Genomic DNA, 14,625 nt, shown 5'->3' with positions numbered 1-14,625 from the left:
GATCTGAATATCGCTGATATGCGGTCTGATCGCCAGACGATAATGGAGTAGGATGCGCGGGTCCATCCGATCGGGGCTCCCATCATGTCGTCTTCCGGCCAGCTTGCACGTCCCTTCGCGCATTTCGCGCCGCCGATCCGCCCGCAGTCGCCGCTGCGTCAGGCGATCACGGCGGCCTATCGCCGGCCCGAGGTCGAGGCGATGGCGCCGCTTCTGGAACGCGCGACGCTGCCCGACGATACTCGCGCCGCCATCGCCGGAACGGCGCGCACGCTCGTCTCGGCCCTGCGCGCCAAGCACAAGGGCGACGGCGTCGAGGGCCTCGTGCAGGAATATGCGCTGTCGAGCCAGGAAGGCGTGGCGCTGATGTGCCTCGCCGAGGCGCTGCTGCGCATCCCCGACAACGCCACCCGCGACAAGCTGATCCGCGACAAGATCGGCGGCGGCGACTGGAAGGCGCATCTCGGCAATGGCCGCTCGATCTTCGTCAACGCGGCGACCTGGGGCCTCGTCGTCACCGGCAAGCTGGTCAACAGCGTCAACGAACAGGGGCTGACGGCGGCGCTGACCCGCCTTGTCGCGCGTTGCGGCGAGCCGGTCGTGCGGCGCGGCGTCGACATGGCGATGCGGATGATGGGCGAGCAGTTCGTCACCGGCCAGACCATCGACGAGGCGCTCCGCCGCGCCCGGCCGCTGGAGGCGAAGGGCTTCGGCTATTCCTACGACATGCTCGGCGAAGCGGCGATGACCGGTGCCGACGCCAGGCGCTATTATGCCGACTATGAGGCCGCCATCCACGCGATCGGCAAGGCCTCGGCCGGGCGCGGCGTCTATGGCGGGCCGGGCATCTCGATCAAGCTTTCGGCGCTCCACCCGCGCTATTCCCGCGCGCAGAGCGACCGCGTGATGGGCGAGCTGCTGCCGAGCGTGCAGGCGCTCGCCAAGCTCGCCGCCTCCTATGACATCGGCTTCAACATCGACGCGGAGGAGGCGGATCGCCTCGAGCTTTCGCTCGATCTGCTGGAGGCGCTGGCGCTCGATCCGGCGCTGAAGGGCTGGAACGGCCTCGGCTTCGTGGTGCAGGCCTATGGCAAGCGCTGCCCCTTCGTGCTGGACTTCATCATCGACCTTGCCCGTCGCGCGGAGCGCCGGATCATGGTCCGCCTCGTCAAGGGCGCCTATTGGGATGCCGAGATCAAGCGCGCGCAGGTCGACGGCCTGAGCGACTTCCCGGTCTATACCCGCAAGGTCCACACCGACATTTCCTACGTCGCCTGCGCCCGCAAGCTGCTCGACGCGCGCGATGTGATCTTTCCGCAGTTCGCCACCCACAACGCCCAGACGCTGGCGACGATCTACCATCTCGCCGGGCCGGACTTCGCGATCGGCGACTATGAGTTCCAGTGCCTGCACGGCATGGGCGAGGGGCTCTATGACGAGGTGGTCGGCGCCGAAGGGCTCGGCCGTCCGTGCCGCATCTATGCGCCGGTGGGCACGCACGAGACGCTGCTTGCCTATCTCGTCCGCCGGCTGCTGGAGAATGGGGCGAACTCCTCCTTCGTGAACCGTATCGCCGATCCGGCGGTGTCGATCGACGATCTCGTCACCGATCCCGTGGACGTGGTGCGCGCCATGGCGGTGCCCGGCGCCACGCATGACGGGATCGCGCTGCCGGCGAGCCTCTACAGCGACCGACGCAATTCGTCCGGTCTCGACCTCGCCAACGAGAACGAACTGGCCGCGCTGACCGGGGTGCTCCAGCAGAGCGCGTCGCGTCTGTGGACCGCCACGCTCGCCGAGGCGGCCGATGACGAAGCGGGGCGGCGCGACGTACTCAACCCGGCGGATCATCGCGACGTGGTCGGCTGGGTGCGCGAGGCGACGCCGGACGAGGCGCGCTTCGCCGTCGCCCGCGCCGCGCTGGCGACGGCCGGCTGGGCCGCCATTCCCGTCGCCGAGCGCGCCGCCCGTCTGGAACGCGCCGCCGACGCCATGCAGGCGGACATCGCGACGCTGATCGGCGTCCTCGTCCGCGAGGCGGGCAAGTCGGTGCCCAACGCCATCGCCGAGGTGCGCGAGGCGATCGACTTCCTGCGTTATTATGCCGGGCAGGCGCGCACCACGCTGGAGGGCAACCGCCCGCTCGGCGCGGTCACCTGCATCAGCCCGTGGAACTTCCCGCTGGCGATCTTCACCGGCCAGATCGCGGCCGCGCTGGTCGCGGGCAACACCGTACTCGCCAAGCCCGCTGAGGAGACGCCGCTGATCGCCGCCGAGGCGGTGCGCCTGCTGCACGAGGCGGGCATCCCCGCCGATGTGCTCCAGCTCGTGCCCGGCGCGGGCGAGGTGGGCGCGGCGCTGGTCGACGCGGCGGAGACGGCGGCGGTGATGTTCACCGGCTCCACCGACGTGGCGCGCCTGATCCAGAAGACGCTCTCGGGCCGCCTCTCCGCGCATGGCCAGCCGATCCCGCTGATCGCCGAGACGGGCGGGCAGAACGCCATGATCGTCGACTCCTCGGCGCTGGCCGAGCAGGTGGTGGGCGATGTCATCGCCTCCGCCTTCGACAGCGCGGGGCAGCGTTGCTCGGCGCTGCGCATCCTCTGCCTTCAGGAGGATGTCGCCGATCATGTGCTGAAGATGCTGAAGGGCGCGCTCAAGGAGCTGGCGCTCGGCGGCACCGATCGCCTGAGCGTTGATGTCGGCCCCGTCATCACGCAGGAGGCCAGGGAGACTATCGAACGCCATATCACGGCGATGGGCGCGCGCGGCCACCGGATCGAGCAGATCGGCCTCGCGCCCGGCGCCGAGCAGGGCACCTTCGTGCCGCCGACGATCATCGAGATCGATCGCCTCGCCGATGTCGAGCGCGAGGTGTTCGGCCCCGTGCTGCATGTGCTGCGCTTCCACCGCGATCGGCTCGACACGCTGATCGACGAGATCAACGCCAGCGGCTTCGGGCTGACCTTCGGCCTGCACACCCGCCTCGACGAGACGATCGCGCACGTCACCGGCCGGGTGCAGGCGGGCAATCTCTACATCAACCGCAACATCATCGGCGCGATCGTCGGCGTGCAGCCCTTCGGCGGGCGCGGCCTTTCGGGCACCGGGCCGAAGGCGGGCGGGCCGCTCTATCTCGGCCGGCTGGTCGAGACGGCGCCGGCGCTGCCGCAGGGCGGCGCGGCCGAGCCCGCCGTCCACGCGTTCGCCCGCTGGCTCGCCGCGGAGGGCATGGACGATGCCGCGCGGCAGGCGCGTGACTATGCTGGCCTCTCCCCGCTCGGGCTGGAGCGCGAGCTGGAAGGGCCGGTCGGCGAGCGCAACCTCTATGCGCTCCATCCGCGCGGCCGGGTGCTGCTGCTGCCGTCGAGTGGGCGGGGGCTCTGCAACCAGCTCGCCGCGCTGCTCGCGACGGGCAACCATGCGGTGATCCCCGCGACGCCCGAGTGGCAGCGGATGCTCGCTCATGTGCCGTCGCCGGTGGCCGAGCGGCTGAGCTGGGCGGCCGACTGGAAGGCCGCCGGCCCCTTCGCGGGCGCGCTGGTGGAGGGCGATGCCGCCGCCATCCGTGAGGCGCTCGGCGACATCGCGATGCTGCCGGGGCCGGTCGTGCCGGTGCAGGTGACGGGCGAGGGCGCGATGCCGCTCAACTGGCTGCTGGAGGAGGTTTCGACCTCGATCAACACCACGGCGGCCGGCGGCAACGCCAGCCTGATGGCGATCGGCTGATCCGCGCGAAGAGGGCGTGGTTGACGCGGGCCGCCGCGATCCGCGATAGCCACGCCCATGTCGAAGGCCACGCGCGCCACGCAGGCGCTGGAGAAGGCGGGCATCGCCTTCTCGCTCCATCGTTACGACTATGACCCGGCGGCCGACCGCATCGGGATGCAGGCGGCCGAGGCGCTGGGCGAGGCGCCGTCGCGCGTGCTCAAGACGCTGATGGCGCTGGTCGACGGCAAGCCGGTCTGCGTGATCCTGCCCTCCGATCGGGAGGTGGCGATGAAGCGCCTCGCGGCGGCGGCCGGCGGCAAGTCCGCGCAGATGATGAAGCCCGCCGATGCCGAGCGGATGACCGGCTACAAGGTCGGCGGGATCAGCCCCTTCGGCCAGATGCGGAGCGTGCCGACCTTCCTGGAGGAGGCCGCGCTCGGTGAGGAGCAGGTCTATCTGAACGGGGGGCAGCGGGGGCTCCAGATCCGGCTCGATCCGCGCCGGATCGCCGAGGTGCTGAACGCGAAGGCCGCCGCGCTCGTCGCCTGAGGCCGCCCATCTTTTTGTAACCCCGATGGAGACGGTTGCGAAACAGCTCGAACAATGAAACGCTGAGCGTCTACAGCGTTCGGGTTCGAGCCATGGAGCCGCCGATGCCGCCTTCTTCACCTTCGCGTAGTCCCTGGCCTGCTTTCGCGCTGATCGGCGTGGCGGTGGGCCTTCTGGCGCTGGCTTTCCTGTGGGTGGCGGGCTGGCTCCAGCCATCGCGCATCGGTGGCGGCAAGCTGGCGGATTCGCTCGAATATAACGCCGGCAAGCATCCCGGCTGGCGGCGCGCGCATACCAAGGGGTTATGCGTCACCGGCCATTTCGATTCCAACGGCGCGGGCGTCGCGCTGTCCAAAGCCAGCGTGTTCCGGGCGGGATCGGTGCCGGTGCTCGGCCGCTTCTCGACCGGCGGGAGCGATCCCTTCGGCCCCGACGGCCGGCCGACCTTCCATTCGCTGGCGCTGGCCTTCCACCTTCCGCGCGGCGAGGAGTGGCGGACGGCGATGGATCACACGCCGATCTTCCCGGTGGCCAATGCGGCGGACTTCGTGGCGCTCCAGATCGCGAGCAAGCCCGACCCGGTGACCCACAAGCCCGATCCGGCGAAGATGAAGGCCTATCTCGCCCAGCATCCCGAGACACAGGCCTTCCTCGATTATATGGCGACCGCGCCCTTGCCCGCGAGCTTCGCCACCGGAACCTATTACAGCATCAACGCCTTCCGCTTCATCGACGGCAACGGCCAGTCGCGCGCCGTGCGCTGGCAGTTCGAGCCGGAGACGAAGGGCGGTGACCTCGACAAGAAGACGCTCGATCAGCAGCCCGTCGATTTCCTGTTCGACGATCTGATCGCGCGGGTGAAGCGAGGCCCGCTGCGCTGGCACCTCGTCATCGTGCTGGCGGACGCCGGCGACCGCACCGACAACGCCACCGTCGCGTGGCCGGCGAATCGCCGCCACGTCGACGTCGGCACGCTGGTGCTCGACCGGGCCACGCCCGAGGAGACCGGGGGGTGCCGCGACATCACCTATGATCCGCTGGTGCTGCCGAACGGCATCGCGCCCTCCGACGATCCGCTGCTGGCGGCGCGTTCCGCCACCTATGCCGCTTCCTTCCATCGCCGCGCGGTGGAGGGGCCGCACCCCGACGCGATCAGCCTTGCCGCCAAGGGAGGCCAGAAATGAGCACCCGTCCCGACCGCTTCAGCCCCGTCGCCCGCACGCTCCACTGGACGATGGCGGCGCTGATCCTCGCCATGCTGTTCATCGGCGTCGGCATGGTGTCGACCGCCGAGCCGCTCTATCCGACGCTACTGGCGTGGCATCGGCCGATCGGCGCGCTGATCCTCGTGCTGGCGCTTATCCGGCTGGGCTATCGCCTGCACCATCCGGCGCCGCCGCTCCCGGCCGATCTGCCGGCGGTGCAGAAGCTCGCGGCGCACGGTTCGCACTGGCTGCTCTATGCCACCATGATAGCGATGCCATTGATCGGCTGGTCGATGCAGTCGGCAGGCGGCTATCCGGTGCGGCTGACGACGTGGCTGGTGCTGCCGCCGATCGTGCCGCGCGACATCCTGCTCTACGGATTTCTGCGCTCCGCCCACACGGTCGTCGCTTATTGTTTCTTCGCGCTGATCCTCGTCCATCTCGCCGCGGCGCTGGTCCATGCCCTGATCCGGCGGGACGGCGTGTTCGAAAGCATGGCGGGTGGACGCTAGTTATTGCGGGGAATTGTTTGCAGAGCGCTCCGGGTTCATTAGGAACAGCAACGTGCGGCCTTCCGCACGGCCTATGAATACGGAGCGTTGATTGACCCGGAAACCGACGCGCAGGCAAAGCTCGGCGCCCACCATCGCCGACGTCGCCCGACTGGCGGGCGTGTCGCCCATGACCGTGTCGCGCGTCATCAACGGCGAGACCAATGTTCGCGATACCACGCGCGAGGCGGTGAACGCCGCGATCCAGCAGCTCAACTATGCGCCCAATCCGGCGGCGCGCAGCCTCGCGGGGGCCGAGCAGATCCGCATCGGCCTGCTCTACAGCAACCCCAGCGCCGCCTATCTGAGCGAGTTCCTCGTCGGCGGGCTGGAGCAGGCGAGCCGCGCCGACGTGCAACTCGTCATCGAGAAATGCGATGTCGGCCCGCATGAGGTGGAGGTGGCGCGCCGCCTGGTCGCGAGCGGAGTCGACGGCGTGATCCTGCCGCCGCCGCTCTGCGACGCGGCCGACGTGATCGCCGCGCTGGCCGAGAGCGGCACGCCGGTCGTCGCCGTGGCGAGCAGCCAGCCCGCCGATCCGGTCAACGCCGTCAGCATCGACGACTATCAGGCCGCTTTCGACATGGCGCGCCACGTCGCGCGGCTCGGCCACCGCCGCATCGGCTTCATCATCGGAAATCCCAACCAGTCGGCCAGCCTGCGCCGCCTCGAAGGCTATCGCGCCGCGCTCGACGCCGCCGGGCTGGAGGCGGACGAGGCGCTGGTCCAGCAGGGCATGTTCACCTATCGCTCGGGCCTCGACGCGGCGGAGCGTCTGCTCGATCTCGCCGACGTGCCGACCGCCATCTTCGCCAGCAATGACGACATGGCGGCGGCCACCGTCGCGGTGGCGCACCGGCGTGGGCTGGACGTGCCGGGCGACCTCACCGTCTGCGGCTTCGACGACACCGCGCTCGCCACCACCATCTGGCCCGAACTGACGACGATCCGCCAGCCGATCGCCGAGATGTCGCGCGAGGCGGTGGACCTGCTCGTCCGCGATATCCGCGCGCGCCGCAATCACCGGCCCGAGCCGCGCCGCCATCTGCTGCTCGATTTCGAACTGGTCCGCCGCCAGTCGGACGCGGCGCCCCGTCGGCGGCCGCGCGACGCCCACTGACCAAAAGTCCGAGTTTCACGGGTGGTGATCGGCTTTCATACTTGACGCGATGCGACCCCGGCTCGATTGTAACGCTACCAGGGACGGACGATCGGTCGGCCGGGGGGATGGGGCCGCGCTCGCGCGCGCCTTCGCCCGGCGGAGGCGGGGTCCGCGTGAAGGGAGAGGTTGATGATCGAGACGATGCCGTTCGCGCGCGCGATGCGCCGGATGCTGCTGGGGCTTTCCGCGCTGGCGCTGCCGGCGATGGCCTCCGCCGCGCCCTCCGAGCTGCCGCGCATCGTCAACAAGGACGGCCATCACGCGCTCTTCGTCGACGGCGCGCCCTATCTGATGCTGGGCGCGCAGGTGAACAATTCGAGCAACTGGCCCTCGGCTCTGCCCAAGGTGTGGCCGGCGATCGAGCAACTTCATGCCAACACCGTCGAGGTGCCGATCGCGTGGGAGCAGATCGAGCCGAAGGAAGGCCAGTTCGACTTCTCCTTCCTCGACACCCTGCTTTCGCAGGCGCGCGACCATGACGTGCGGCTGGTGCTGCTGTGGTTCGGCACCTGGAAGAACACCGCGCCGAGCTATGCGCCGGACTGGGTGAAGCTCGACAACAAGCGCTTCCCCCGGATGCTGAACGAGAAGGGCGAGGTGCATTACGCGCTCTCCCCCTTCGCCAAGACGACGCTCGACGCCGATCGTAAAGCGTTCGTGAAGCTGATGGAGCATCTGAAGGCCGCCGATCCCGACAACCGCGTCATCATGGTGCAGGTCGAGAATGAGACGGGCACCTATCAATGCGTGCGCGATCATTCGCCGGCGGCGGAAAAGGCGTTCAACGCGCCCGTGCCGGCCGACGTGGCGAAGCACATGGGCGTGAAGGGCGGCACCTGGCGGCAGGCCTTCGGCGATCATGCCGACGAATATTTCCACGCCTGGGCGATCGCCTCCTACGTCGATGCCGTCGCCAAAGCGGGCAAGGCGGTGAAGCCGCTGCCGATGTACGTCAACGCCGCGGTGCCCGATCCGCTCAAGCCCAATCTCGATCCCAGGAACTATGCCAGCGGCGGCCCCACCTTCCAGACGATCGACATATGGAAGGCGTCCGCGCCCGACATCGACGTGCTGTCGCCCGACATCTACAACCACGATCACGCCGCCTACATGAAGCTGCTCGATTTCTACGAGCGGGCGGACAATCCGCTGTTCATCCCCGAAACGGGCAATTCGAAGGATTATGCCCGCTTCTTCTTCCCGGTGATGGGCCGCCACGGCATCGGCTTCTCGCCGTTCGGGATGGATTTCACGGGTTATTTCAACTTCCCGCTCGGCGCCTCCAAGCTCGACCCGGAGACGGTGGAGGCGTTCGCCGCCAACTATCGGCTGTTCCGCCCGATGGACCGCGTCTGGGCGAAGATCGCCTTCGAGAAGAAGACCTGGGGCGTCGCCGAACCGACCGATCCTCATGCGCAGCACAAGCAGGAGATGGATCTCGGCCGCTGGAAGGCGATCGCCACCTTCGGGCAGGGCATGTTCGGCTTCGATCCGCCCAAGGGCAATCCCGAGCCTTCGGGCGGCGCCGTGATCGCGGAGCTAGGGCCGAACGAATATCTCGTCACCGGCTATCACACCCGCATCAACTTCGAGCTGGCCGCGCCCAGGCCCGGCGAGCACATGATTATCGACCGGATCGAGGAAGGCCATTTCGATGCCGCCGGCCAGTGGGTGTTCGAGCGCCTCTGGAACGGCGACCAGACCGATTACGGCCTGAACTTCACCTCGGTGCCGCAGGTGCTGAAGGTCCGCCTCGCCACCTATCGCTGATCGCGCGGAGCCGCCTTTCATGAGTCTTCGTCTCGTCTCGGGGCTGGCGCTGGCCGCCGCGCTTGCCTCCGCCGCGCACGCCGGCACCGTCCAGCGCACCGCCGACGGTGTGATCGTCACGCCCGATCGGGGGGCCGAGAAGGCCGTCCGCCTTCAGGTCTATGGCGACGAACTGATCCGCGTCACCGAAACGCCGACGCCGAGCCTTGCTCTGCCGGCGAGCCTGATGGTGGTGGCGCACCCCGTCACCACCGGCTTCACGGTGGAGGAGCGCGCCGGCCACGTCGTGCTGAAGACGGCGAAGCTCAGCGCCGAGGTCGATACCGCCGACGGCCGCGTCCGTTTCCGCGATGCGGCCGGCCAGGAGACGCTGGCCGAGAGCGGCGAGGCCGGCTTCGCGCCGGTGACGGTGGAGGGCCAGCCCTATACCGCCGTCCGTCAACAGTGGAACAGGGGCACCGACGAAGGCCTCTACGGCCTCGGCCAGCACCAGAATCGCCAGATGAACTACAATGGCGAGGATGTGGAGTTGGCCCAGCACAATATGGACGTGGCGGTCCCCTTCGTCGTGTCGACGAAGAATTACGGCATCCTCTGGGATAACAATTCGATCACCCGCTTCGGCAATCCGAAGTCTTATGCCGCTGTCGGCGACGATGCGCTGAAGGTGACGGGCGAGGGCGGCCAGCCCGGCTTCACCGCGCATTATTATCTCGACGGCAAGGAGGTGGTGACGCGGCAGGAAGCCACGATCGACTATCAGTATATCAAGGATCAGGCGAAGTGGCCGGCGGCCGCGAAGTCGCAGACGGTCGCGGCCACGGGCGGGCAGAACACCGCCGGCAACGCCGTTCAGAAGCAGACCGTGGTGTGGACCGGCAACGTCACCGCCGACAAGACCGGCGTCCACAAGTTCCGCCTCTACGTCTCCAGCTATGTGAAGGTCTTCGCCGACGGGCAGGAGATCGTGAACCAGTGGCGCCAGAACTGGAACCCCTGGTATCGCAACTTCGAGCTGCCGATGACCGCCGGAAAGCCCGTCGCCATCCGCATCGAATGGGAGCCCAACGCCGGCTATATCGGCCTCGTCCATAACGATCCGCGTCCGGCGGAAGATCTGCACTCGATCGGCTTCGCCTCCGATGTCGGCCATGCGGTGGATTATTATTATGTCGGCGCGAGCAGCATGGACGGCGTGATCGCCGGCTATCGCGCGCTCACCGGCAAGGCGGTGATGATGCCGGAATGGGCCTATGGCTTCTGGCAGAGCCGCCAGCGCTACAAGGATCAGGACGAGATCCTGGGCGTGCTCTCAGGCTATCGCTCGCGCGGGTTGCCGCTGGATAATGTCGTCGAGGACTGGTTCTACTGGCGCGAGGATGCGTGGGGCAGCCACGAATTCGATCCCGCGCGCTTCCCCGATCCCAAGGGGATGATTGACAGGCTCCACGCCGGGCACGCCCATTTCATGATCTCGATCTGGCCGAAATTCTATCCCACCACCGACAATTACAAGGAACTGAAGGCGGCGGGCGCGGTCTACACGCGCAATCTCGACGCGCACGAGCATGACTGGGTCGGCAAGGGCTACGAGAATACCGACTATGATCCGTATAATCCGAAGGGCCGCGCCATCTATTGGCGGCAGGTGAAGGAACGGCTCGCGGTGCTGGGTGTCGACGCCTGGTGGATGGATGCGTCGGAACCCGACATCCACTCCAATCTCAGCATCGAGCAGCGCGCCTATCGCATGGGGCCGACGGCGATGGGGCCGGGCGCCGCCTTCTTCAACAGCTTCCCGCTGGTCCATGCCGAGGGCGTCGCGGACGGCTGGCGCCAGTTCAAGCCGGACACGCGCGGCTTCATCCTCACCCGCTCGGGCTTCGCCGGGCTCCAGCGGACGGGGGCGGCGGTGTGGTCGGGCGACGTGGCGGCGCGCTGGGACGATCTGCGCAACCAGATCTCGGCGGGCGTGAACTTCTCGCTCTCGGGCATCCCCAACTGGACGCACGACATCGGCGGCTTCGCGGTGGAGGATCGCTACAGCAGGCAGAACCCCGCCGATGTGCCGGAATGGCGCGAACTCTATACGCGCTGGTTCCAGTTCGGTGCCTTCTCGCCGCTGTTCCGCAGCCATGGCGAGTTCCCCTATCGCGAGATCTATGAGATCGCGCCGGCCGGTTCCGATACATACAAGACCTTGGAATATTACGACAAGCTGCGTTACCGGCTGCTGCCCTACATCTACACGCTGGCCGCCGACACCTATGCCAAGGACGGCACGATCATGCGCGGCCTCGTCATGGACTTCCCGAAGGATCGGAAGGTCTGGTCGATCGACGACCAATATCTGTTCGGGCCTTCGCTGCTGGTCGCGCCGGTCACGCGGTTCAAGGCGCGCTCGCGCGACGTCTATCTGCCGGCGGGGACGGACTGGTACGACTTCTACGCCGGCACGATGCAGCGGGGCGGGCGGACGGTCACCGTCGACGCGCCCTGCGAGCGTATTCCCGTCTTCGTCCGCGCGGGCTCGATCCTGCCGACCGGGCCGGAGATGCACTATACCCGCGAGAAGATCGACGCGCCGATCACGCTCACCGTCTATGCGGGCGCGGACGGGCAATTCTCGCTCTATGAGGATGACGGCACGAGCCTCGGCTATCAGCAGGGCGCCTTCGCCCGCGTGCCGCTCAAGTGGGACGACAGGAGCGGCACGCTCAGCATCGGCGCGCGGCAAGGGCATTATCCGGGCATGGTGGTGACGCGGACCTTCCGCATCCGCTGGGTCGGCCCGAACCGGCCCCGCGCGCTCGATCTCGACGGGCCGGCGGACGTGACCGTCACCTACACGGGCAAGCCGCTGACGGTGCGACGGAAATAGGCGCCGGCGACCGGCGGATGCATTCGGTCTGGATGCGCCCGCCGGTCGATCCTATCATGCCGGCATGACCAGCCTCCATTCCGTGCAGATCGGCAGGATTGCTCCGCTGGGGCCGGAGGACGTGCCGAGCGGTTTCGTCAAGCGCGCCACGCCGGACCGGATCGCCGTCGCCCCGCTTGGCCTGATCGGGGACGAACAGGCCGATCTCACCGTCCATGGCGGGCCGGAAAAGGCGGTCTATGGCTATGCCGCCGGCCATTATGCGCGCTGGCGGGCGGAATTCCCCGAACATGCGGAGCGCCTCGTCCCCGGCGGCTTCGGCGAGAATCTGACGATCGAGGGGCTCGACGAGGACGCGATCTGTGTGGGTGACGTCCACCAGATCGGCAGCGCGGTGCTTCAGGTCTGCCAGCCGCGCCAGCCCTGCTTCAAGCTCGCGCTCCATTTCGAGGACAACCGGATGCCGAAGGCCATGGTCCGCACCGGCCGCGCGGGCTGGTATTATCGCGTGCTCGAAGAGGGCGATCTGGGCGTGGGCGACGATGTGCTGCTGGTCGAGCGGCCCCAGCCGGCCTTCCGCTTTTCGCGACTGGTGACGATCGTCAGCCGGGGGGCTGCGACACAGGCCGAGATGGCGGCGCTGGCCGGGATGCCGGAGCTGGCATCGGGGTTGCGCGCGCGGGCGCAGGGGCGCTGGCGGATTTCAGCCTAGTCGAACGACTTTTCCAGCTCGGCGATCTCGAACGCATGGCTTTGCCATTTGCGCTGCTTCGAGGCGTCCGCGGCGGCGGCCTTCTTGCGCTTCGCGTCGGCGAGCGACTTGGTGTGGCCCCAGAAAACCTCGGTCTTGCCGTCGGCGAGGATCGCCACGATCCGCCAATAATGGGTGAAAGGCGCGTTGGTCGGCCCGATGCGCTTGACGTAGCCGTCGGGCATCGTCGCCGTCAGATAATATTTCCTCGCCATGGCGAGCGAGCCTCTAACAGGGCGGCGACCGGGCCGGAAGCCGCCCTTCCTCCTCAGGCGAGGCCGCGCCCCTTGATCCGCAGGCCCGGCACGAAGGCTCCGGCGGTTGGCGCGGGGAGGGTGAAGCGCAACGCGTCGTCATCCTGCCGGAAGTCCACTGCGCCGCCGCCGTTGAGCGTCAGCTTCTCGATGACGCCGCCGCCCGCCGCGCGCTTGCCGAGGCAAGCGATCTTCGCCTCGCCGGCCGGCCAGTCGAGCAGGAAGAGGTTGAGCCCGCCGCCGCCCGCCGTGATGCGGATATCCTCGGCGGTATAGGGCTTCATCGCCTCCTCGCTCTGCATCCCCTGCGGAGGGACGTTGGGGCCTTCGCCGAACACGCGCCACGGCCGCGTGCCATAGATGCCAGCGCCGTTCACCGCGAACCAGCGGGCGAGATCGGCGAGGATCTGCTCCTCGTCGCTGTCGATCGTGCCGTCTCCCTTCATCGGGATCGAGAGCAGCAGGTTACCGTTCTTGGCCACGATGTCGCACAGGCGCTGCACCACCGCCTTGGCGGGCGTGTAGCCATGGCGCTCGAACAGCGCGCGGTCATAGTGCCAGTTGCCGATGCAGGTGCAGGTCTGCCACGGCAGCGGGTGGATGTCCTTCGCGAAGCCGCGCTCGATATCCTCGACGATGCCGTAGCGCTGGTAAGGCGAGAGCTGCTTGGCGTTGAGCACCACGTCGGGCGTGCCGTGCCAGCCGATCGCCTGGTTGTAATAGTCGGCTGCCGCCTCCAGCCCGACATCGCCGAAGGGCAGGCGATAATCGTCGAAATAGACGAGGTCCGGCCGATATTTGGCGACCAGATCCTTCTGCCGCGCCAGCCACTTGGCGACATAGGCCCGCCCGCGCGCACCCGGCGGGGCGTAATCGATCCACTGCCCGTCATGCGCGTCGTGCCACGCGTTCATCGACTGGATCGAGCGGATGCCGTCCGGCGGCGCGAAATAAGGGCCGTTGTAGAGTTCCTGCGGGTCGAGGCCCTCCCACCACTTGCCCGCGCCGTCTTCCTTGCGGAGCGTATAGGCGTCGTAGCGCCTGCCCCTGAGCGGGCCTTCCGCGTCATAGCCATAGGCCGTCTGCCACCAGTGCCAGCTATGCGCGCTGTGGTTGGAGACGCCGAACTTCAGCCCCTCGGCGCGCGCGATCTTCTCCCAGGTGCCGATGATGTCGCGCTTGGGGCCGACGCGCAGCGTGTTCCACGGCTGGTGCGCGCTGTCGAAGGTGTCGAGATTGTCGTGATGGTTGGCGAGCGCCACGAAATAGCGGGCGCCGGCCTTCTTGTAGAGGCCGATCAGCGTCTCGGGCTCCCAATGTTCGGCCTTCCAGAGATTCTCGATCTCCATGAAGCCGAAGCGGGTGGGGTGGCCGTAGGTCTTGACGTGATGCTCGTAATAGGGATTGCCCTGGATATACATCTGGCGGCCGTACCAGTCGCCGAACTCGGGCACGCACTGCGCGCTCCAGTGCGCCCAGATGCCGAACTTGGCATCCCGGAACCATTCCGGCGTCTTGTAGGAAGCGACCAGCGAGTTCCAGTTGGGCTGGACCGGACCTGCCCCCGAACTGGCCCCCGGACCCGCCATCGCCCGCGTCGCGCCGAGCAGGACGGCGGTGCCTCCGGTCTGGAGCAGATGGCGGCGTGACAGCATCCTCGAATCCCATTCATCTGATAATTCGAGAATGCGCTATCAGTCCGGCCCGCGAAAAGCCATCGCGGGACTCGCATGTCGGCATCCGAGCCCCTAAATGCGGCCGGCGCGCCGCGGTGCAGCATAGGCCCCCAAG

The 14,625-nt window shown here is 67.9% G+C and carries 10 protein-coding genes; 8 read left to right on the top strand and 2 right to left on the bottom strand.

What is annotated here, in order from left to right; translation table 11 throughout:
• Positions 1 to 84: 84 nt before the first annotated feature.
• The 8 genes from putA to FHS98_RS12030 all read left to right on the top strand — a co-directional run bounded on the left by putA (position 85) and on the right by FHS98_RS12030 (position 12,541).
• Positions 85 to 3,729, top strand: a complete 3,645-nt coding sequence (putA, locus tag FHS98_RS12065; protein WP_167105004.1) for a trifunctional transcriptional regulator/proline dehydrogenase/L-glutamate gamma-semialdehyde dehydrogenase — start codon at positions 85 to 87, stop codon at positions 3,727 to 3,729.
• A gap of 57 nt (positions 3,730 to 3,786) precedes the next feature.
• Positions 3,787 to 4,260: a Cys-tRNA(Pro) deacylase gene (gene ybaK, locus FHS98_RS12060; protein ID WP_167105001.1), complete on the top strand. Its 474-nt coding sequence runs from the start codon at positions 3,787 to 3,789 to the stop codon at positions 4,258 to 4,260.
• Positions 4,261 to 4,364: 104 nt separating this feature from the next.
• Positions 4,365 to 5,444: a catalase family peroxidase gene (locus FHS98_RS12055; protein ID WP_167104998.1), complete on the top strand. Its 1,080-nt coding sequence runs from the start codon at positions 4,365 to 4,367 to the stop codon at positions 5,442 to 5,444.
• On the top strand, positions 5,441 to 5,977 hold the full coding sequence (locus FHS98_RS12050; RefSeq protein ID WP_167104995.1) for a cytochrome b: 537 nt from the start codon (positions 5,441 to 5,443) through the stop codon (positions 5,975 to 5,977). The genes FHS98_RS12055 and FHS98_RS12050 overlap by 4 nt, the downstream gene beginning before the upstream one ends.
• A 91-nt stretch (positions 5,978 to 6,068) precedes the next feature.
• Positions 6,069 to 7,136, top strand: coding sequence for a LacI family DNA-binding transcriptional regulator (locus FHS98_RS12045; protein WP_167104992.1), 1,068 nt, complete (start codon positions 6,069 to 6,071; stop codon positions 7,134 to 7,136).
• 171 nt (positions 7,137 to 7,307) lie between these two features.
• Positions 7,308 to 8,948: a DUF5597 domain-containing protein gene (locus tag FHS98_RS12040; protein ID WP_167104989.1), complete on the top strand. Its 1,641-nt coding sequence runs from the start codon at positions 7,308 to 7,310 to the stop codon at positions 8,946 to 8,948.
• A 19-nt stretch (positions 8,949 to 8,967) separates the two neighbouring features.
• Entirely contained in the window at positions 8,968 to 11,829 is a 2,862-nt protein-coding gene (locus FHS98_RS12035; protein ID WP_167104986.1) for a TIM-barrel domain-containing protein, read from the top strand.
• 64 nt (positions 11,830 to 11,893) lie between these two features.
• Positions 11,894 to 12,541: an MOSC domain-containing protein gene (locus FHS98_RS12030; RefSeq protein WP_167104983.1), complete on the top strand. Its 648-nt coding sequence runs from the start codon at positions 11,894 to 11,896 to the stop codon at positions 12,539 to 12,541.
• Here the strand turns inward: FHS98_RS12030 and FHS98_RS12025 are convergent.
• Together FHS98_RS12025 and FHS98_RS12020 are read right to left on the bottom strand one after the other, a co-directional pair.
• Positions 12,538 to 12,795: a hypothetical protein gene (locus FHS98_RS12025; RefSeq protein ID WP_167104980.1), complete on the bottom strand. Its 258-nt coding sequence runs from the start codon at positions 12,793 to 12,795 to the stop codon at positions 12,538 to 12,540. The genes FHS98_RS12030 and FHS98_RS12025 overlap by 4 nt on opposite strands.
• A gap of 53 nt (positions 12,796 to 12,848) precedes the next feature.
• Positions 12,849 to 14,489, bottom strand: a complete 1,641-nt coding sequence (locus FHS98_RS12020; protein ID WP_167104977.1) for an alpha-L-fucosidase — start codon at positions 14,487 to 14,489, stop codon at positions 12,849 to 12,851.
• Positions 14,490 to 14,625 lie beyond the last annotated feature (136 nt).

This window comes from Sphingomonas oligoaromativorans (assembly GCF_011762195.1).
In the GTDB taxonomy this organism is placed as follows: Bacteria; Pseudomonadota; Alphaproteobacteria; order Sphingomonadales; family Sphingomonadaceae; genus Solisphingomonas; species Solisphingomonas oligoaromativorans.
This window is presented reverse-complemented; position numbering and strand designations above follow the sequence as displayed.

What these genes read in the sequence shown, in the direction of transcription:
- putA (WP_167105004.1), top strand. Translation starts at nt 85, where the DNA reads ATGTCGTCTTCCGGCCAGCTTGCACGTCCCTTCGCGCATTTCGCGCCG.
- ybaK (WP_167105001.1), top strand. Translation starts at nt 3,787, where the DNA reads ATGTCGAAGGCCACGCGCGCCACGCAGGCGCTGGAGAAGGCGGGCATC.
- FHS98_RS12055 (WP_167104998.1), top strand. Translation starts at nt 4,365, where the DNA reads ATGCCGCCTTCTTCACCTTCGCGTAGTCCCTGGCCTGCTTTCGCGCTG.
- FHS98_RS12050 (WP_167104995.1), top strand. Translation starts at nt 5,441, where the DNA reads ATGAGCACCCGTCCCGACCGCTTCAGCCCCGTCGCCCGCACGCTCCAC.
- FHS98_RS12040 (WP_167104989.1), top strand. Translation starts at nt 7,308, where the DNA reads ATGATCGAGACGATGCCGTTCGCGCGCGCGATGCGCCGGATGCTGCTG.
- FHS98_RS12035 (WP_167104986.1), top strand. Translation starts at nt 8,968, where the DNA reads ATGAGTCTTCGTCTCGTCTCGGGGCTGGCGCTGGCCGCCGCGCTTGCC.
- FHS98_RS12030 (WP_167104983.1), top strand. Translation starts at nt 11,894, where the DNA reads ATGACCAGCCTCCATTCCGTGCAGATCGGCAGGATTGCTCCGCTGGGG.
- FHS98_RS12025 (WP_167104980.1), bottom strand. Translation starts at nt 12,795, where the DNA reads ATGGCGAGGAAATATTATCTGACGGCGACGATGCCCGACGGCTACGTC.
- FHS98_RS12020 (WP_167104977.1), bottom strand. Translation starts at nt 14,489, where the DNA reads ATGCTGTCACGCCGCCATCTGCTCCAGACCGGAGGCACCGCCGTCCTG.